We start from the raw sequence: 20,009 nt of genomic DNA, 5'->3' as shown, positions 1-20,009 counted from the left end.
TCTCATTTGCAGGCGGAGTAGTAAATTGCCACATTTTTATTGGTGAGAACATTAAAAGTGTCAATACGACCATCTCAATTCTATCTGGCAATTGTCTTATTTACATTGGTGATCGATGTAATTTTAAAAAAAGCAACATATCAATTTGTGGCAAAAGAGATGCGTTGATAATAGGAAATGATGTTACGTTAATGCCAGGCAACAAATGGACTACGGGACATCACTCATCCATTGACGAAAAAATGATTGTTATCGGGGATGATTGCATATTTTCATCTTCAGTGACTTTACGTGCAGCAGATGGGAGGCCGGTTTTTTCGTTAGGTTCAGGCTTACAAGTCAATGAACCCCTCCGCCCTGTTATTATCGAACCACACTGCTGGATTGGACAAGGCGCTATAATTCTTAAAAATGTGAAAGTAGGCGCATGCTCAATTGTTGCCGAAGGTGCCGTAGTCACAAAATCATGTCGCCGATACTCATTATTAGCGGGGGTTCCAGCGATGAGGGAAAATATTGAAGGGATGATGTGGAGCAGGAGTCAGCTAGAAAAAGATAAAGAGAAAGCGCGAATGTGGTGTTCCAGATATCAGCCGATAAAAATTCCAATATATAAAAAAATACTTAATATTTTTTATAAAAAATCATCCTGAAAGCTGACATCTGTAACAGTTAATCGGTGGCACGTTACGGTGCCGCCAGAAAATCCTCGCGCTGCGGCGTAAAGGTATCCAGCAATACGCCCGCTTCCAGACACACGCAGCCGTGCACAATATTCGGCGCTTTATAAAGCGTATCGCCGGCGCTGACTTCTTTGGTTACGCCATCAATGGTGAAGGCAAAACGTCCGGATAGCACGTAGGTGAGCTGCTCATGCGGATGATGATGCAGCGGACCAACAGCATCCTGCTCAAAGGTGACTTCCACCGCCATCATGGTGCCGCCGTGCGCCAGAATGCGGCGCGTCACGCCATTGCCTAAATCGTCCAGTTGGGTTGCGCCTTTATAGATAAACATGGTTTCTCCTTGCAGGTTGCATCGTCAATGTGTGACTTAACTCACAGTCAAAAAGGCATTTAAAGGCTGCATTTTACCGAACTTTGATTAAAATGAAACGGTGTTTCAATTTAATCTGAGGATGGATCATGAAAATCGCTTTGATGATGGAAAACAGCCAGGCTGCGAAGAACGCAACGGTATTGAAAGAGCTTCAGTCTGTGGCGCAACCGCTCGGGCATCAGGTGTTTAACGTCGGTATGAGCGACGAACAGGATCACCATCTTACTTATATTCACCTCGGCATCATGGCCAACGTACTGCTTAACAGCAAAGCGGTGGACTTCGTCGTTGCCGGTTGCGGCACCGGCCAGGGCGCGCTGATGTCGCTGAACCTGCATCCCGGCGTGGTGTGCGGCTACTGCATCGATCCGGCGGATGCCTATCTGTTTGCGCAAATCAACAACGGCAATGCGCTGTCGCTGCCGTTCGCCAAAGGCTTCGGCTGGGGCGCGGAACTGAACCTGCGCTTTATCTTCGAAAAAGCCTTCACCGGCGAAAAAGGGCACGGTTATCCGCCTGAGCGCAAAGAACCCCAGGTGCGCAACGCAGGTATCCTGAATGAAGTGAAAGCAGCACTGCTCAAAGAGAATTACCTCGATTCACTGCGCGCCATCGATCCTGAACTAGTGAAGACCGCAGTGAGCGGCCCGCGTTTGCAGCATTGCCTGTTTGAACATGGGCAGAATCAGGAGATCGTGGGTTTTGTGCGTGAACTGACGCAGTAATTTCCTGGATTTTACGTAGGGTGCGCATTCATGCGCACCTGGTAAAGTGGTCGCCATAAATGGCGACCCTACGCCAAAACCCCGTTATCCTGCCGGCTCGCATCCACCAACATCTGCGTATAGGCCACCTGCGCGCGATTGTGCACCAGCGCATCGACATCCAGCGTCTCCAGCACTTTACCGTGCTGCATCACCGCCACGCGATGGCACAGATGCGCCACCACGCCGAGATCGTGCGTCACCATCAAATAGGTTAGCTTCTCCTGCTGCTGCAAATCGCTGAGCAGATTGAGGATCTCCGCTTGCACCGACACATCCAGCGCCGAGGTTGGTTCATCCAGCAGCAGCACGCGCGGTTCGAGGATCAGTGCGCGGGCGATGGCTACGCGCTGGCGCTGGCCGCCAGACAGTTGGTGCGGATAACGGGTTTGCCACGCGCGATTGAGGCCGACCTTCTCCAGCATGGCGATGACGCGCTGCTGGCGCTGGCCGATGCCGTGAATCTGCAGCGGCTCCTCAAGAATATCGCCGATGGTGTGACGCGGATGCAGCGATCCGTACGGATCCTGAAACACCATCTGCACGCTGCGGCAGCGCTCGCGGGCGATACGATGTTCGAGCGGCACGCCATCAATCGCCAGCTCACCGTGCCAGTGAGTAAACAGCCCGGCAAGGCATTTGAGTACCGTGGTTTTACCCGATCCCGACTCGCCGACCAGACCAAAAATTTCACCCTCGCGAATCGACAAATTAACGTCGAACAGCACCTGATTACGCCGCTCCTCCTCACCGAAACTGAGGTTGAGATTACTTACGCGGATCATCTCGCTCATCATTGCTCCTTAGGGTTGCAGCCAGCTGGCCTGACGTTGCAGCACCGGCAGACGGGCGCGACGTTGATCCATATCCGGTAGCGCGGCGAGTAAGCCTTGCGTGTAAGGATGCTGCGCCTGGTCGAGCTCGCTGGCGGCCAGCGATTCCACCACACGTCCGGCATACATCACCAATACGCGGTCACAGAAGCGCCGCACCAGATTGATGTCGTGACTGATAAAAATCAGCCCCAGACCGCGCTGTTTAACCAAATCGTCCAGCAGCGCCAGCACCTGCAAACGCACCGAAACGTCCAGCGCCGAAGTGGGCTCATCGGCAATCAACAGTTCAGGATCGGTAATCAGCATCATGGCGATCATCACGCGCTGGCCCTGACCGCCGGAAATCTCGTGCGGATAACATTGATAGATGCGGCCCGGATCGCGCACCTGTACCACTTCAAGCATCTCCATCGCTCGCTGCCGCGCAACCTCGCGCTGGCCGGGATGATGACTGCGCCAGGCTTCGGCAATCTGCTCGCCCACGCGCACCACCGGATTCAGCGAGTATTTCGGGTCCTGCATAATCATTGAGATGCGCTTGCCGCGAATGGAGCGCATCTGGGCTGGCGTGGCGCGCAGCAGATCCACGTCACCAAACTGCATGCGCTGCGCCGTGACCTGTGCGCTGCGCGGATGCAGCTGTAACAGCGCGCGGCCTACGGTGGATTTGCCGGAACCGGATTCGCCGACAATCGCCAGTTTCTCCTTGCCCAACTGGAAGGAGATGCCGCGCACGGCGGGCGTCACCAGTCGGCCATTGACGAAATTGACCTGTAAATCCTGCACGTCGAGCAACGGTGCAGCGCTATTCGCTGCGGGGATCAAGGATGTCACGTAAGCCATCTCCTAAGAAGTTGAACGCTAAGCTGTTGATCAGAATCGCCAGACCCGGCACCGTCACCACCCACCAACACTCCAGCATGTAAGTGCGGCCGCTGGCGATCATCGCACCCCATTCCGGATCCGGTGGCTGCGCGCCCAAGCCGAGAAAACCGAGTCCGGCAGCGGTCAGGATGATGCCCGCCATATTCATGGTGATGCGAATGATCACCGACGGCAGGCACAGCGGCACAATGTGCTTCCACAGAATGCGCAGTGAAGAGGCGCCCTGTAAGCGCACCGCGGAGACAAAGTCGGCCTGGCGCAGCGACAGCGCTTCGGCACGCGCCAGTCGCGCAATCGGCGGCCAGGCGGTGAGGGTAATGGCGATCACCACATGCTCCAGTCCCGGACCGAGCGCGGCGACAAACGCCAGCGCCAGCACCAGGCTCGGGAAGGAGATGAAGATATCGGTGACGCGCATCAATACGCTATCGACTTTGCCGCCGAAGTAACCGGCGGTGACGCCGAGCAGCAAGCCCAGCGGGCCAACGGTGATCGACACCAGCAGCACGATATACAGCGTGATGCGCGCGCCCCACACCAGACGGCTAAAAATGTCGCGACCAAACTCATCGGTGCCAAACCAGTGCTGCGCGTTGGGCGGCGTCAGTGCATTGTTGAGATCCTGAATCAGCGGATGGTAGGGCGCGATCCACGGTGCGAACAGCGCCACTATCAGCAGCAGCAAAATAATGCCGCCGCCAATCGCGGTTAACGGGTTGCGCGCCATCTGCCAGAGAAAATGGCCGATACGTGCGCCGGTGCGGCGACAGCGCGCCAGCCGTTCGCGCGTCTGGCTGGCTAACGGCGTATCGAGAGAAATCGTCATACTTTGGTCCTCGGATCGAACACCTGATAGAGCAGGTCAGAGAGAAGATTGAGCAGCACGAAAATCAGGCCGACCACCAGCACGCAGCCCATCACCGCATTCATATCGCCGAGCATCAAACTGCCGGTGAGATAGGAACCAAAACCGGGCCACGAGAACACGGTTTCAATCAGCACCGCGCCTTCCAGCAACGAGCCGTATGCCAGCGCCACCACCGTCAGCAGCTGCACCAGAATATTGCGGAACGCGTGCTGCCAAATCACCTGCCATTCGCTGAGGCCTTTCACCCGCGCGGTCAAAATGAACTCCTGCGACAGCTGCGCCAGCATGAAGCTGCGCGTCATGCGGCTGATGTAAGCCAGCGAGTGAAAGCCGAGTAGCGACGCGGGCAGAATCAGATGATTCAGCGCATTGCTGAACACCGTGAAGTTGCCCACCAGCAAGGCGTCTATCAGCAAAAAACCGGTGCGGCGCGGCACAATGCCATCGAGACTGAAATCGACACGCCCCGCGCCGCCAACCCAGCCGAGATGGGCATAAAACAGCAGCAAGCCAACCATACCTACCCAGAAGATCGGCGTGGAGTAACCCGCAAGGCTGATGATGCGCACCAGATAGTCAATCACGCTGTTGCGCCGCGCGGCGGCCCACACGCCCAGCGGGACGCCGAGGCCGGTACCAATCACAATCGCCAGCGTCGCCAGTTCCACCGTGGCCGGGAAGACGCGCAGGATATCGTTGATCACCGGTTGTCCGGTCAGCAGCGCCAGCCCAAGGTTGCCGTGCAGCAGGCCTTGCAGATAGATACCAAACTGCACCCACAGCGGTTTATCGAAGCCGAGTTGGTGATAAACCTGCTGATAAGTATTGTGATCGGCATCCGGACCGACAATCGCCAGTACCGGATCGAGCGGCATGACGCGACCAATAAAGAAAGTCAGCAACAGCAGGCCAAACAGCGTGATCGCGACCTGCACGCTGCGGCTACGCAGGCGTCGCCAGTGGCTTTTTGTTAGCTTCATTGCGCACCTCCCGCCAGGCTGTCTGGCGTTTTCCATACGTCACGCAGGAAAGTTGTGGCCGACGGATGCGGCACGTAATCCTGTACGCGATTGTTCACCACCACCGAATCGGTCATTTGCGAGATCGGCATCAGCGCCGGAATCAGCTGATCGTAACGCTGCTGGATAGCGAAGTAATCCTGCTGCTGCTGTTTAACATCGCGCTCCAGCAACGCTTTATCGATCATGCTGTTCAGCTGCGCGTCATAAAAACCGGTGCGCCAGCCCTGAAAATTGGTCAGTCGCGCGCTATCGGCATTATTCGGGTTATACACCAGCGCGCGCAGGCTGGAGTGCGGATGCGGCTCCACGCCGCTGCCGCCGCGTCCCACCAGCAGGTTGAACTGACGTTCGCGCATCGCACCGTAAATCTGGTTGCCGGTGCCGGTGATGATTTTGGCGCGAATGCCGCCCTGCATCAGCGTGGACTGAATCGCAATGGCGACATTAAGGAACGGCTGATCGGCCAGCACGCGCAGCGTGGTATCAAAACCGTTGGGATAACCGGCGGCGGCCAGCAGCGCTTTGGCGCGTGGCACATCCAGCTTGTAGCCCGGATCGGGCAGCGTCGCCGGCATGCCGGATTGAATCGGCCGCTGATGCAGCGTGCCGTAACCGGCCATCAGCGTTTTGTTAATTCCCTGATAATCCACCAGATAACGCAGCGCTTCGCGCACCTGAGGATTGGCGAAGTGATCGTCTTTCATGCTCATCGCCAGGTAATAGATCGTGCCTTTTTGTACCGCGTCGATGGTGAGATCGGGATCGTGGCGCAGCGCTTTCACGTCGGGGATCGCCATATTGCTGGCGATATCAAGATCGCCTTTTTCCATCATCAGGCGCAAGGTTTGCGACTCCTGCAGATGACGGAACACCACGCGCGTCAACTTCGGCGCACCGCGCCAGTAACTGGCATCGCGGCTGATGCGCAGCACATCTTTGGCCTGCCACACATCCAGGCGAAACGGCCCGGAACCCGCTTCGTGGGTGGTGAGCCAGCGATTGCCCCAATCGTTATTCACCGCCTGCGCCTGCACGGTTTTACTGTCGAGCACCACCATGCTACCGAGCGCTGCCAGCGAGTAGAGCACCAGCTTGGGATCGTTAGGTTTGGGCAGGCGAATCACCACCGTACGCGCGTCCGGCGCGGTGATCATCTGATCCACGTTCTCTTTGCTAAAGCCGTAAGATTTCCACACCGACGCCTGCGCCAGATTCAGGTGCAGCACGCGGCGCATCGACCAGATCACATCGGCGCTACTCAGCGCATTGCCCGAGTGGAAGGTGACATTGTCACGCAAGTGGAAGGTGAGTTGACGGTTGTCGGGGCTGATTTCCCAGCGCTCTGCCAGCGCCGGGCGCACGTTGGTGAGCTGTTGCGGATCTAACTCGACTAAACCGTCATAGAGATTGACGACAATGCCGACCACTTCGTTGCCGGTCATGGCGGCGGGATCGAGCGTGAGTAAGTTGTTCATGTTCATGCCCACAATAAGCTGGTCGTCTGGCGTGGACGCCAGTAGCGACGGGCTACAGGTGAGCAGCAGCAGCGCGGCGCACCACGCTCTGCAGGGGTTCATCAGGTTCATAAGCAAAGTCCAGCAGGTCAGAGGTTTATAGTTTTTTGCCGTACTGCTTGTGTTGGGCGCTTACCAGCGATTTAGCGTGTGCGTCTCAATCCACGCGAAATTGATGTCCTCCCCAAGTCCAGGGCGCGTTGGCAGATGCACAAAACCGTCGGCATCCATCGGATCAACCAGCGCGTTGAGATAGGCCGGCGGCTGTTCGTAATCAAGGAACGGATGCAGCAGACCGCGTTCGTACCAGCGGCAGTTGCGGATGGCGCCAACCACCGCGATGCTGGCGGCGCCGTTGCCGTGCACTTCGCAATCCATACCGAAGGCTTCGGCCAGGCTGGCGACCTTCATGGTGGCGGAGATGCCTCCGACACCGTTCGCACCAGCGCGCAGAATGTCGCAGGCACCGGCACGCACCCAATCGGCGCGGCTGTGGTGTTTACCGCCGAGACTTTCCGGGCCGAGCACGTCAATGCTGAGGTTTTCCGCCAGCCACGCGTACGACGCCATGCTTTCTTCTTCCATCGGCTCTTCGAACCAGGCGAAATTGAGTTTTTCCAGCGCTTTGCCGATGGTGAGCGCATCGCTGCGGCTGTACCAGTGATAGCCGTCGAGCATCAGGGCGATGTCTTGACCAACCGCTTCGCGCACCGCTGCGCAGGCTTTGATATCCATTTGTGGACTTGGCGCGAACGACACCGGCGGCATCCAGGTGTGCAGTTTGATGGCCTGATAACCGCGCGCCACCAGCTTTTCGGCAAACCGCGCATATTCATCGGGCGTGGATAATCCGCCTTCCAGCTCATCGCCACACATGGTGCTGCCGTAAGCAGGAATTTTCTCGCGATAGCCGCCTAGCAACTTATGCACTGGCTGCTTGAGTTTGCGGCCAATCAAATCCCACAGCGCCTGTTCCACTGCCGATAACGCGCGTTCGGTGAGTTGATGGGCGCTACCGCGCTGCCAGTGCACCAGATCCTGCCACAGACGTTCGCGATCAAAGGCATTTTGCCCAATCAGCACTTTGCGGAAGAAGGCGTTCACCACGTGCGGACGAATCACTTCGGCCGGGGCGAAGGCGTAGCCGCAATCGCCATCTTCGCTGGTGATGGTCAGCAGCGCCATTTGCGCGTCAGTCTCTGCGCCGGGATGCGAATGTCCGGCGCTGTCAGAGACGCGGCGCGTAGGGTAGCTAAACAGGGTGACATCAATGGCACTGATCTTCACGGTAACTCCTCCTTCAACTCGGTAGCTTGCCCAGCTGGGCATTAACATAAAAAATAAAACGCCGTTTCATTTTGTAATTTAGCGTTCACATTTTGTTTACGCATTAGCCAAAGCGCGGGATAGCGCGGCGATTAATTGGGCATTTGCCCGGTGCGCTGTGAGGTTTTTCACGAATGAAGGGCATTTTGTGAGCGATTGCACAGTGAGAAATCGCTGGGGGAATGTAAAAAAATGTGTCTCCGGGGCTTTTCATTTGCTGTCAGCCAGGTAATAGTGACGCCGCGAAATTTTAATAATAATCATTATCATTCCGGGTAGATCAAATGAAAAAATGGCTGTTTGCACTGGGGTTACTGGCGGTGGCGAGTCACGCTTCTGCTAAAACGATTACCGATGTGGCTGGACGACAGGTTGAAGTCAAAGAAGAATCCAAACGCATTATTCTCGGCGAAGGGCGCCAGATGTATCTGCTGGCGGCGTTTGATACCGCTGCGCCGTTCCAGCGCGTGGTGGGCTGGCGCGACGATTTCCATAAAGCCGATTACGACGGCTATATGGCGTATGAAAAGAAATATCCGCAGATCAAAAAGCTGCCGACCTTTGGTGGCGCGAAAGATGGCACCTTTAACGTCGAGCAGGCGCTGACGCTGAAGCCGGATTTGGTGCTGATGAACCTCGAATCCAAAGCCGCGACCGACGAAGGCAAGCTGATCGAGAAGTTGCAAGCGGTGGGCGTGCCGGTGGTGTTTATCGACTTCCGCGAGAAGCCGATGGAACATGCTGAGCAAAGCATTCGCATCATGGGCGAGCTGGTCAACAATCCGCAGCGCGCCGAAGAGATCGTGGCGTTCCGTCGTGCGCAAATCGCAAAGGTGACCGATCGCCTGAAGAACTTTAACGGTACGCGTCCGAAAGTGATGATTGATCGCGCCGGCGGCTATACCGACGAGTGCTGCATGTCGTTTGGTAACGAGAACTTTGGTCAGATGGTGGAACTGGCGGGCGGCAGCAATATTGCCAAAGACCTGATTCCAGGCACCTTCGGCACGCTTAATCCAGAGCAGATCATCGCCAGCCGCCCGGATGTGGTGGTGGTAACCGGTGCCAACTGGAAAAACTACAACACCGTTGGCAAATGGGTCGGCGTGGGTCCCGGTGCAGATGTGAAAGAAGCGACAGCGCGTTTGCAGCTGCTGATGATGCGTGATGCCTTCAAAACGTTGCCGGTAGCGCATAACGGTAACGCGCATGCCATCTGGCATCAGTTCTACGACAGCCCGTACCAGTTTGTCGCGATTCAGGCGCTGGCGAAGTGGCTGCATCCTGAACTGTTTGCCGATCTCGATCCGGACGCCACGTTCCGTGAGTTCCACGAAAAGTTCCTGCCATTGCCGTATCAGCCGGGTTATTGGGTAAGCCTGCCGGCAGATAAGTCTTAAGTTTGAACGTGTTAGATAAGTGTTAAACGTTACTGTTTATCTTTACTAATATTTCACAGGTGGTGGCGCGTTGTTTCAGAAAAGCGAAACGCGTGCACCATCTGATGTTAATACGGTAAAAGGGAGAGAGTAATGTTTCATACCTCAGGAAGATCGGTGTTCGGTGTGACGTTGTATACGCTGCTGGAACCGTTGCCGCTGGGCTTTTTTGTTGCCGCCTGGTTTTTCGATATCCTCTATTTGCAAACCTTCGTCATCATGTGGACCAAATCGGCCAGCTGGCTGATCACCATTGGTCTGGTGCTGGCTATCCTGCCACGATTAATCAGTTTGGTTTATTTATTCCGTGGCGCGCGGCCAAATGAGAAAACCCATTTCTGGCTGTCGCTGCTGGCAATCGTACTGGTGGTGGTTAATGCCTTTATTCACAGTCGCGATGCGTACGCGGTGGTGCCACTTGGCGTGACGCTGTCGACGTTGGTGGTAGCGCTGCTGCTGATCGCTAACGTGCAGCTGGTATTACGCGAACGTCGCACGCAAGGAGGTCGCGTATGAAACGCTTACTCAGCGCGGTAGCCATCGCGATGCTGCTCAGCGCCTGTGACGACGGGGCGCTGATCGATCCTCAAAAGCAAATTGGTCCAAATCCTGAACTGCCGCAGGCGCAGAACTTCTTTATGCCGCCGATGCAGGTGCCGGAAGGTACGCCGTGGAAAGCCGGTGAAATGCCGAAAGTGGCGGATGGGCTGAAGATCGAAAAGATCGCCGAAAATCTGCAGCATCCGCGTCAGGTGTTGGTGCTGCCGAACAATGACGTGCTGGTGGCGGAATCCAATGGCATGGCTAAAACCATCAGCGCGCCCAAAGAGTTGATCATGGGACTGGTGCAGAAAGCGTCCGGCAAAGGCGGCGCGGGCGGTAATCGCATCACCTTGTTGCGTAACGTTAACGGTAAATGGGAGCAACATCGCTTCATCGAAAATCTGACCGCACCGTTTGGCATGCAGCTGGTGGGCAACACCTTATATGTGGCGAATGCCGATAGTTTGGTGAAATTTCCGTATGAAACCGGGCAAACCGAGATCCGCACGCCGCCGGTGGAAGTGACCGAACTGCCGGGCGGGCCGATTAACCATCACTGGACCAAATCGCTTCTCGCCAGCCCCGACGGCAGCAAGCTGTATGTTGGCGTGGGTTCGAACAGTAACGTGACGGAAAACGGCATTGGCGAAGAGTATCGCCGTGCGGCGGTGCTGGAAGTGGATGCGGCCAGCGGTGCCAGCCGAATTTATGCCAGCGGCCTACGCAATCCAACCGGATTGCAGTGGGAACCGCAGAGCGGCAAGTTGTGGGCTGTCGTCAATGAACGCGATGAGATCGGTTCGGATTTAGTGCCGGATTACCTGACGTCGGTGCAGGACAAAGGCTTCTATGGCTGGCCGTACAGCTATTATGGTCAACATGTCGATGAACGCGCGCAGCCGCAAAGGCCGGATCTGGTGGAGAAGGCGATCAAACCGGATTACGCCCTGAGCTCACACGTTGCACCGCTTGGCCTGTTGTTCTACGGCGCGGATAATATGCCGCAGTATCGCGGTGGCGCGTTTATCAGCGAACACGGCAGCTGGAACCGCACGCCGCTCAACGGCTATCAGGTGGTGTGGGTTAAATTCGAGAACGGTAAACCGGTAGGGCAGCCACAGCCGGTGGTGACCGGTTTCCTCACCGACGACCAGAAGCAGGTGCGCGGTTTGCCGGTGGGTTTAGCCACCGATCAGCAGGGCGGCGTGTTGATTGCCGATGATGCGGGAAATACCATTTGGCGTATCAGTTCCGCAAGATAATCAATCGAAGGCAATAAAAAAGGATTTGGCTTAACACCAAATCCTTTTTTTTATGTTCGCTAACCGGCTGGTAACCGCGCCGCGAACGGGGTGCTCAGCACTCCTCACAAAAGCGATAATAAAATGTGCAGCGATATATTTCAAGTTTTGCCATAATACTGTATGGTTATACAGGTGTTGAGTGACGAGCGAAGCCTCATTTTTTTTCTGATGACTCCAGGGGCGCGGATAGTTAAATCCCGGCAGGTTTCAGGTGGTGCTGGCCTGTGGCTTTTACAATGAGAGCCGCTCAGCACTCCTCACAATTGTGCTTAGGCGGTCGGCGGGTGGAGTCAAAGCCCCGGCAGCTGAAAGGCGCGCTCCTCTCAGAGGAGAAGGAAAGTGATGGAACTTGTTCGATTGCTGCTGGACATCGTCCGCATCATTCTTCAAATCATCGTTGCCCTTATGCAACTGACCGGTCAGGCACACTGATCGGAACTTGAGACAAGGCGGAGCTCACCCCTCCGCCTTTTTTCGCGTGGATCAAAGTCCGCTGCGCTAAAAACGCTACTATCCTCATCTCATTCTGTAATGCGAGGAAGTGCATCATGGCAATCACATTTGGGCCGATTTGCGCGCCGGTGAAGTTCAGCGACGTGGAACCGGTTTTTCTCACCGATGACACGCTGCAGGCGCGTAAAAATGCGCTGCTGGCGGGCATGCAGCGCGAGGGTTTTGACTGGCTGGTGATCTACGCCGACAAGGAACACGGCAGCAATTTCGAATATCTCACCGGATTTATCCCGCGTTTCGAAGAAGGATTGCTGCTGCTGAATCAGTCCGGGGATTGCACGCTGGTACTGGGCAACGAAAACCTCAAAATGGCGCGTTTTTCACGCACACCGGCCGTACTGCTGCACACACCATACTTTTCGTTGCCCAATCAGCCCATGGACAATGAAGCGCCGCTGGAAAGCCTGTTCAAAGACGCTGGCTTAGCCAACGGCGATAAAGTCGGGCTGGTAGGCTGGAAGATGTTTACGCCCGCCGCGGGCAATGGGCGCGCTATGTTTGATTTGCCGTACTTTATTGTCGACGCCATCCAGCGCACGCTCAGCGATAACGCCATGTTAGAAAATGCCATCCACTTATTTATTGGCGATAACGGCGCGCGCACCACCTGCAATGCCAATGAAATCGCGCATTACGAATATGGCGCAAACCTCGCATCAAATTGCATGCTGGACGCGCTGAATGCCATCGAGGTGGGCGTGCGTGAAACCGAGTTGGGCGCGTTACTTCAGGCGGAAGGGCAATGCAACACGGTGGTGACCATCGCCGCGACCGGCAGCCGTTTCGACAAGGCGAATCTTTATCCGACTTACAAAGAAGTGCAGCGCGGCGATCCGCTCTCGCTGACCACCGCTTTCAAAGGCGGGCTCTCCAGCCGCAGCGGTTTTGTTATTGCCGAGCAAAGCGAACTGCCGTCAGCTCAGCAAGATTATCTGGATCGCATCGCCAAACCCTATTTCTCGGCGGTGGTGGCGTGGCTGGAAAATATTCGCTGCGGCATGAGCGGCGGGGCGCTGTATCAGCTTATCGAGCAGGTGTTGCCGAAAGAGCACTTCGGCTGGCATCTCAATCCGGGACATCTGGTAGCTGATGAAGAGTGGATGTCTTCGCCGATTTATCACCATTCCACCGAAGTGCTCAAAAGCGGCATGATGCTGCAAATTGATATCATCCCTTCTGTGCCGGGCTACAACGGTGCCAGCGCCGAAGAGTGCGTGCTGCTGGCTGATACGGCGCTGCAAAGCGACATCCGCAATCAATATCCGGCGCTGTGGCAGCGCATCGAAACCCGCCGCCGTTATTTACGAGAAACCATCGGCATTCAGCTCAGCGATGAAATCTTGCCGCTGTCGAATAGCGTGGCGTATTTAAGGCCGTTCTTTTTGGCGAAGGATTTGGCGTTGAGCGTGGTGAGTTAATGTTATTCGCTGAGGTCGCCATGAATGGCGACCCTACAAAATCGTGCTATATCGCCGTAGGGTCGCCATTTATGGTGACCAAAGCATTACGCCATAGATGCTGAACTTTCAGCCCTTGTATTTAATGGCTTCAATCAATTTCTCAAACGCGGCGGTGTGCTGTTTACGGCTCGGATAATAGAGATAATATCCGCTAAAGGGTTCGCTCCAGTCTTCAAGCAGGCATTGCAGTTCGCCTTTGGCGATGTGCTGTTTAACGGTATCCTCGGGTACATGGGCTATGCCCATGCCGGACAGCACCGCATCGATACGCGAAGCCAGATTATTAAATATCAGCTGCCCTTCAACTTTAACGCGAATATCTTTGCCATCTTTACTGAACTCCCAGCTATATAATCCTCCCAGCGTAGGAAGGCGCATATTAATGCAGTTGTGATTCTGCAATTCGTAGGGCGTGGTGGGAATGCCGTGTTTTTGCAAATAGTCAGGCGATGCAACGGTTACCATTTTCCAGTCAGGGCCGATTCGCACCGCCACCATATCTTTCTCAATGCTCTCGCCGAGTCGCACGCCGGCATCGAAACGTCCGCTGACGATATCCGTTAAGGTGTTATCGACAGAAAGTTCAACATTCACTTCCGGATAGGCTTGCAGAAACGGTTTGAGCAGCGGCCACAATGTGGAAGACAACGCATGTTCACCCGCGGTAATACGAATATTCCCCGACGGCTTGCCCTGATTATCGGCTAGTTGCAGCAGGGCTTTCTCAATATCGGCCATCATCGGTGCCACACTTTGAATCAGGTTTTCACCGGCTTCGGTTGGCGCGACGCTGCGCGTGGTGCGCGTTAATAAACGCGTATTTAATCGCTCTTCAAGACCGCGGATCGAGTGGCTTAGCGCCGATTGCGACACGCCTAATTTGGCCGCCGCGCGTGTGAAGCTACATTCGCGTGCCACCATCACTAAATAGATCAGGTCGTTGAAGTTTTCCCGCAGCATGTGGTTGACCTTATTACTGTCGTGGCGTCAAAAGAGGAAACGCAAATTAGTTAGGCGGATTATGGGTGGCGTACAGCGGCCAGGATTCAAACAGATAGCCGTCGAAATCGATATCATCAACGTCTGAGAACTCCAGCAGCCGTTGCTTGACGTTTTCCAGATGTTGCCACATCGCCAGTTTGGCGGCGCGCGCGTCTTTTTTGATCAGCGTCGCGAGGATCTTTTTGTGATCGTCGAGCCACTGTTTGCGGTAATTGTTGTTGACCAGATGGCGATGCAGTTGGCTCCACATCACGTTATCTTCACGCCATTGCCAGGATTGCTTAAACAGCTCAACCAGCATACTGTTGTGCGTAGCTTCGGCAATCGCCAGATGGAAATCACGATCGCCGTTTTCACTTTGGTTGACCGCACCGGAAGCCAGCTCTTTCTCTTCCAGCTCCAGCGCCTGGCGCATCTTCATGATGTCTTCACGCGTGGCTTGCAGCGCGGCAAACTCAGCGATATTGCTCTCCAGCAGCTGGCGCGCCTGCAACATCTCAAACGGTCCGGCATCGTTGCTGACCTTGTGAAGCGAAACGGGTTGTTGCGGCGAGTCGTGAATCACGTAGATGCCCGCACCGCGACGCACCTCGATTAATCCTTCCAGCTCCAGCATGATCAGCGCTTCACGCACCAGCGTGCGCGTGACGTCCAGCAGCGCGGCGAGTTCGCGCTCCGGCGGCAGACGTTCGCCCACCGCATATTGCTTCTGGGTGATCATCTGGCGGAGCATTTCCCCGACTTCCTGATAAGGGCGCTGTGCTGAAGTTTGAGTTTTCATCGTGCTCTTTTCTGTGTGTTAAAGGATTCACAACCTCTGATACAGCCTCACTCAGAGACGCGCACTATAGCATAGCGAATAAGAATCGGCCTGGTCACGACGTGCAGTACCAGGCCTTAATGACTAAGCGTTAAGTGCGAAATAGCGTTCGGCATTATTGAAGCAAATGTCGCGCAGCATGCTGCCGAGCATCGGCTCATCATGCGGCACAATGCCATCTTTCACCCACTGCGCCAGCAGATTGCACAGAATACGGCGGAAGTATTCGTGGCGCGTGTAGGAAAGGAAACTGCGCGAATCGGTCAGCATGCCAACAAACTGGCTGAGTAAGCCGATTTGTGAAAGCTGTTCGAGCTGACGCAGCATGCCGTCGCGCTGATCGTTGAACCACCAGCCGGAGCCAAACTGCACTTTGCCAGCGATACCCGCGCCCTGGAAGTTGCCCGCCATGGTGGCCAGCACTTCGTTATCGCGTGGATTGAGGCAATAGAGAATGGTTTTCGGCAGCTGATCGTTGAGGTCCATCGCATCCAGCAGGCGCGCCAGCGGCCAGGCAATATTGTTATCGCCAATCGAATCAAACCCGCTGTCTGGCCCAAGCTGGCGGAACATGCGCGTGCTGTTGTTACGGATCGCGCCGATGTGCAGCTGCATCACCCAGCCGCGCCGCGCATATTCGCTGCCGAGCCACACCAATACTGCGCTACTGAACTGGGCGATTTCCAATTCATCCAGCACATCGCCACGGCGACGTTTCGCCAAAATTGTATCGAGCACGCTATCTTCAGGCACCGGCGCAAAGCGCAGGGTTTCGATACCGTGATCCGATGCGCGGCAACCCTGAGCGGAGAAGTGGTCAAGGCGTCGTAACAGCGCGCGGCGTAACGCATCGAAGCTGTCGATGGCGACATCGGCGGCGGCTTCCAGACGACCAAGATAGTCGACAAAACCCTCCAGCTCGATTTTGAAGACTTTGTCCGGACGCCAGCTCGGCGCAACATCAATATCAAAGCTGCTGTCTTCGGCGATTTGGCGGTGATAGCGCAGCGAATCAACCGGATCGTCGGTGGTGCCCACCATGCGCACCTTCATCTGGCGCATGATGCCGCGCGCGGAAAATTCCGGCGTCGCCAGCTGTTCCGCGCAGTGCTGCCAGATGGCAGGCGCGGTGTCCGGGCCAAACAGCGTATCGGTGATGCCAAACGGGCGACGCAGTTCAAGATGCGTCCAGTGATAGAGCGGGTTACCCAGGGTTTTTGGCACCGTTTGCGCCCACGCGAGATACTTGTCGTAGTCGCTGGTGTTCTTGCCGGTAATTAACGATTCATCCACGCCCGCCGCACGCAGCGCGCGCCATTTGTAGTGATCGCCTTCCAGCCAGATTTGGCCGAGGTTGGCGAAGCGACGATCTTCAGCAATCTCCTGCGGATTGAGGTGACAGTGATAATCGTAGATCGGCATGTCCGCAGCGAAGTCGTGGTACAAACGCCGCGCGATGTCGCTCTGCAGCAGAAAATCTTCATCCATAAAGCGCATTATTGGGCTTCCTGAGCAAAATAGGCGCGGTGGATCGCCAGTTCGACGCCGCGAATTTCAGCCAATCCTTTCAGTCGACCAATCGCCGAGTAGCCAGGATTGGTTTTCTTCTTCAGGTCATCCAGCATCTGGTGACCGTGGTCGGGGCGCATTGGAATCAAATCTTCCTCGCCCGCAGCTTTACGGCGCTGTTCCTCTTCGGCAATCGCCTTGATCACCGCAAACATATCCACATCGCCACCCAAATGTGCGGCCTCGTGGAAGCTGTTGGGGTTTTCTTCCCGTTTGGTGGAACGCAGATGCGCGAAGTAGATGCGCGGGCCGAAGCGTTTGACCATGCCGGCTAAATCATTCTCTGCCAGTACGCCGTACGAGCCGGTACACATGGTGAAACCGTTGGCGGGACTGCTGACGGTATCGATCATCCACTGCAGATCATCAGCGTTGGAAACAATGCGCGGTAAGCCAAGAATCGGGCGCGGCGGATCGTCAGGATGCACCGCCATGCGCACGCCCACTTCTTCGGCAACCGCAACAATGGCGCGCAGGAAGGTGGCAAAATTCTCACGCAGTTCGGCTTTACCGATGCCTTCATAACGCGCCAGCTGGGCGCGGAATTGGTCCAGCGTGTAACCTTCCTCAGCGCCCGGTAAACCGGCGATGATGTTACGCATCAGGCGGTTACGGTGCTCTTCACTCATCGTCGCAAAGCGTTCAGCGGCCTGGGCGATCTCTTCGGCGCTGTAATCCTGCTCCGCGCCGGGACGTTGCAGAATGTGCAGTTCAAACACCGCGAACTCAATCTGATCAAAGCGCAGGGCTTTCGCGCCATCCGGCAGCAAATATTCGAGATCGGTACGCGTCCAGTCGAGGATCGGCATGAAGTTGTAGCACACGGTTTTGATGCCGCACTGCGCCAGATTGCGTAGCGACTGCTGATAGTTGCTGATCCAGTGCTGACAGCGGCCGCTGCCAGTTTTGATCTCTTCATGAATCGGCACGCTTTCCACCACCGACCACACCAAACCTGCGGCTTCCACCAGCGCTTTACGCTGCATGATTTCGTCGACTGACCACACTTCGCCGTTGGGGATGTGATGCAGTGCGGTGACGATGCCGGTTGCGCCCGCCTGGCGCGCATCGGCCAGAGAGACAGGATCGTTGGGGCCGTACCAGCGCCAGGTCTGCTTCATGTTGTTACCTCACTCACGATTGGTTGACCAATATTCTTTGCTAGCGTGTTACTTCAAACATTAACCACGCGACTCGCGGTTAAAACTCTGCTCTTTGTCCGGTTAAGTCAACCTGGTGAGTGATTTTGGTTAACCAGATCACATTTGCGACATCAAGCTGGCGACCACTTTTCGCAACTGTGGTTCACTCCTGGCGGATGGTTAGAAATGACTCACTAACGGAGAATCAGATGAACCGCAGTTTAAATCCAGGGATAACCGCCGCTGGCACCAAACGCACCTTCCGCCATATGCGCTGGTGGGTGCTGGTGCTGTTCTTAGCCGGCGTGACGGTCAATTACATCACCCGTAACTCGTTAGGGCTGCTGGCCCCAGAGCTCAAAGACAGCCTTAACATCACCACCGAGCAATATTCCTACATCGTCGGTGCCTTCCAGCTGGCCTATACGTTCTTCCAACCGATTTGTGGCTGGTTGATTGATGTGATTGGCCTGAAAGTAGGCTTCCTGATCTGCGCCTCGGTGTGGGCCATTGCCTGTTTATTCCATGCTGGAGCGGGCAGTTGGCTGCATCTGGCGATTCTGCGTTTTGTGATGGGCAGCGCAGAAGCCGCTGCCACGCCAGCCAACGCCAAAGTAATTGGTGAATGGTTCCCGAAAAAAGAGCGTCCTATCGCCGCGGGTTGGGCGGGTGTCGGATTCTCCCTCGGCGCTATGCTGGCACCGCCGATTATCTACTTTGCCCATGCGGCGTTTGGCGGCTGGCAGGGCGCATTCCTGTTCACCGGCGCGCTGGCACTCGGTTGGGTGTTGCTGTGGTGGTGGCTGTATCGCGATCCTGATCAGCACCCTAATTTGTCGAAATCCGAACTGGATTTCATCCGCCAGGACAACGAACCACCGGCAGTGAAACTGCCATTCTTTACCGCGTTGAAAACCGTATCGAAGAACAAGCGTTTCTACGGCATTGCCATTCCGGCATTCATGGCCGAACCGGCGTGGGGCGTACTGAGTTTCTGGGTGCCGCTCTATCTGGCAAAAGAGCTCGGCATGGATCTGAAACAGATCGTCATGTTCGCCTGGCTGCCGTTCCTCGCCGCCGACCTCGGCAGCGCCGCCAGCGGCTATCTGACGCGCCTTTACACCAAAATTTTTGGCTTCACCCAGGTGAACTCGGTAGTCGCCAGTTCAGTTACCGGCGCGTTCCTGATGCTGTCTCTGGCCGCAGTGGCGATGACCAAAGATCCGTATGTGGCAATTGCGCTGATCTCAATTGGTGGCTTCGGTCATCAGATCATCTCCTGCATGCTGAGCGCGCTGGTGGTGGAGAAGTTTGATAAAGGCCAAATGGCGACGGTTAACGGCATGCGCGGCTCGTTCGCGTGGATCTCCAGCTTCCTGTTTTCACTGCTGATCGGCGTTACTGCCGACACCATTGGATTTAATCCGCTGTTTGTCGCCATGGGCTTCTTCGACCTGATTGGCGCCGTATTCCTGATTGCTTTTATTGCTGAACGTCGCGCACAGCGCGCCTGAAAAGAGTAGATAACGATGAAAACGTTAAAGAATTGGTCACTAGCAGGCTCTGATGCGCACCATGTAGCGCTGACCGTCGATGGGAAACATACGTTGTGCCTGTACGTGCTGGAAACGGGCATGTTCCGCGTAGCTATAAAACGTCAGGGCGCGTATAGCCTTGACCGCACCTGGAGCATCGCGCCTGAAAGCGATGTGCCGTGGGAAGGGCGTCCGCGCGACAGCCTGGCCGGCTTCGCCTTGCCATCGTTCACGCTGGAAGAAGAGGGCGACACGCTGGTGGTCGCCACCGATAAGCTGCGGGTGATCGTCCATCAACCGCTGGCGCTGGAGTGGCAATATTGCGACAGCCACGGCGCATGGCAGCTGCTGACCTGCGACCGTCCTACCAGTGCTTATCAAATCAACGCGCACGGTGACGGCGTGGCG

General features: G+C 55.8%; 18 protein-coding genes and 1 pseudogene. 8 read left to right on the top strand and 11 right to left on the bottom strand.

Annotation, left to right across the window (positions count from 1 at the left end):
• On the top strand, positions 1-653 hold a 653-nt coding region (locus RTY00_RS04305; protein WP_312663530.1), incomplete at its 5' end, for an acyltransferase.
• A gap of 34 nt (positions 654-687) precedes the next feature.
• Here the strand turns inward: RTY00_RS04305 and RTY00_RS04300 are convergent.
• A complete protein-coding gene (locus tag RTY00_RS04300; RefSeq protein ID WP_312663529.1) occupies positions 688-1,017 on the bottom strand; it encodes a cupin domain-containing protein in 330 nt (109 codons plus the stop codon).
• A gap of 128 nt (positions 1,018-1,145) precedes the next feature.
• Between RTY00_RS04300 and RTY00_RS04295 the strand changes: the two genes are divergently transcribed.
• Complete coding sequence (locus RTY00_RS04295) at positions 1,146-1,784, top strand: RpiB/LacA/LacB family sugar-phosphate isomerase (protein WP_008110061.1); 639 nt, start codon at positions 1,146-1,148, stop codon at positions 1,782-1,784.
• Positions 1,785-1,852: 68 nt separating this feature from the next.
• On the opposite strand, the gene RTY00_RS04290 is transcribed toward RTY00_RS04295, so the two are convergent.
• From RTY00_RS04290 to RTY00_RS04265, 6 genes are read right to left on the bottom strand one after another with little or no spacing between them, the layout of a single operon-like run.
• On the bottom strand, positions 1,853-2,608 hold the full coding sequence (locus RTY00_RS04290) for an ABC transporter ATP-binding protein (RefSeq protein ID WP_061720157.1): 756 nt from the start codon (positions 2,606-2,608) through the stop codon (positions 1,853-1,855).
• 18 nt (positions 2,609-2,626) lie between these two features.
• A complete protein-coding gene (locus tag RTY00_RS04285) occupies positions 2,627-3,493 on the bottom strand; it encodes an ABC transporter ATP-binding protein (RefSeq protein WP_312663528.1) in 867 nt (288 codons plus the stop codon).
• A complete protein-coding gene (locus RTY00_RS04280) occupies positions 3,465-4,370 on the bottom strand; it encodes an ABC transporter permease (protein WP_061720102.1) in 906 nt (301 codons plus the stop codon). The genes RTY00_RS04285 and RTY00_RS04280 overlap by 29 nt, the downstream gene beginning before the upstream one ends.
• Positions 4,367-5,392 (bottom strand): ABC transporter permease, encoded by a 1,026-nt coding sequence (locus RTY00_RS04275; protein WP_008110051.1) that lies wholly within the window; start codon positions 5,390-5,392, stop codon positions 4,367-4,369. Before RTY00_RS04275 ends, RTY00_RS04280 begins: the two co-directional genes overlap by 4 nt.
• Entirely contained in the window at positions 5,389-7,020 is a 1,632-nt protein-coding gene (locus tag RTY00_RS04270) for an ABC transporter substrate-binding protein (protein ID WP_312663527.1), read from the bottom strand. Before RTY00_RS04270 ends, RTY00_RS04275 begins: the two co-directional genes overlap by 4 nt.
• 60 nt (positions 7,021-7,080) lie before the next feature.
• A complete protein-coding gene (locus RTY00_RS04265) occupies positions 7,081-8,235 on the bottom strand; it encodes a mandelate racemase family protein (protein WP_312663526.1) in 1,155 nt (384 codons plus the stop codon).
• Between the two features lie 323 nt (positions 8,236-8,558).
• On the opposite strand from RTY00_RS04265, the gene RTY00_RS04260 reads away from it, so the two are divergent.
• The 4 genes from RTY00_RS04260 to RTY00_RS04245 all read left to right on the top strand — a co-directional run bounded on the left by RTY00_RS04260 (position 8,559) and on the right by RTY00_RS04245 (position 13,491).
• Entirely contained in the window at positions 8,559-9,674 is a 1,116-nt protein-coding gene (locus tag RTY00_RS04260) for an ABC transporter substrate-binding protein (RefSeq protein ID WP_312663525.1), read from the top strand.
• Between the two features lie 132 nt (positions 9,675-9,806).
• Positions 9,807-10,229: a DUF2231 domain-containing protein gene (locus tag RTY00_RS04255; protein WP_312663524.1), complete on the top strand. Its 423-nt coding sequence runs from the start codon at positions 9,807-9,809 to the stop codon at positions 10,227-10,229.
• On the top strand, positions 10,226-11,518 hold the full coding sequence (locus RTY00_RS04250; RefSeq protein ID WP_312663523.1) for a sorbosone dehydrogenase family protein: 1,293 nt from the start codon (positions 10,226-10,228) through the stop codon (positions 11,516-11,518). Before RTY00_RS04255 ends, RTY00_RS04250 begins: the two co-directional genes overlap by 4 nt.
• A gap of 590 nt (positions 11,519-12,108) precedes the next feature.
• Entirely contained in the window at positions 12,109-13,491 is a 1,383-nt protein-coding gene (locus RTY00_RS04245) for a M24 family metallopeptidase (RefSeq protein ID WP_312663522.1), read from the top strand.
• Between the two features lie 108 nt (positions 13,492-13,599).
• On the opposite strand, the gene RTY00_RS04240 is transcribed toward RTY00_RS04245, so the two are convergent.
• The 4 genes from RTY00_RS04240 to uxuA form a co-directional block, all read right to left on the bottom strand.
• Positions 13,600-14,493, bottom strand: a complete 894-nt coding sequence (locus tag RTY00_RS04240; protein ID WP_312663521.1) for a LysR family transcriptional regulator — start codon at positions 14,491-14,493, stop codon at positions 13,600-13,602.
• Positions 14,494-14,539: 46 nt separating this feature from the next.
• Positions 14,540-15,316 (bottom strand): Uxu operon transcriptional regulator, encoded by a 777-nt coding sequence (gene uxuR, locus RTY00_RS04235; protein WP_312663520.1) that lies wholly within the window; start codon positions 15,314-15,316, stop codon positions 14,540-14,542.
• Between the two features lie 123 nt (positions 15,317-15,439).
• A complete protein-coding gene (gene uxaC / locus RTY00_RS04230; RefSeq protein ID WP_312663531.1) occupies positions 15,440-16,855 on the bottom strand; it encodes a glucuronate isomerase in 1,416 nt (471 codons plus the stop codon).
• Positions 16,852-18,045: a mannonate dehydratase gene (gene uxuA / locus RTY00_RS04225; RefSeq protein ID WP_061720093.1), complete on the bottom strand. Its 1,194-nt coding sequence runs from the start codon at positions 18,043-18,045 to the stop codon at positions 16,852-16,854. Before uxuA ends, uxaC begins: the two co-directional genes overlap by 4 nt.
• Before the next feature lie 230 nt (positions 18,046-18,275).
• Here uxuA and RTY00_RS04220 point away from each other — a divergent pair, with 230 nt between their 5' ends.
• Positions 18,276-19,580, top strand: a complete 1,305-nt coding sequence (locus tag RTY00_RS04220; protein WP_061720092.1) for an MFS transporter — start codon at positions 18,276-18,278, stop codon at positions 19,578-19,580.
• Between the two features lie 15 nt (positions 19,581-19,595).
• A pseudogene (locus RTY00_RS04215) lies at positions 19,596-20,009 on the top strand (alpha-glucosidase domain-containing protein); the annotation flags it as partial.

The sequence above is a fragment of the Pantoea sp. CTOTU49201 genome (assembly GCF_032054795.1).
Classification (GTDB): domain Bacteria; phylum Pseudomonadota; class Gammaproteobacteria; order Enterobacterales; family Enterobacteriaceae; genus Pantoea; species Pantoea symbiotica.
This window is presented reverse-complemented; position numbering and strand designations above follow the sequence as displayed.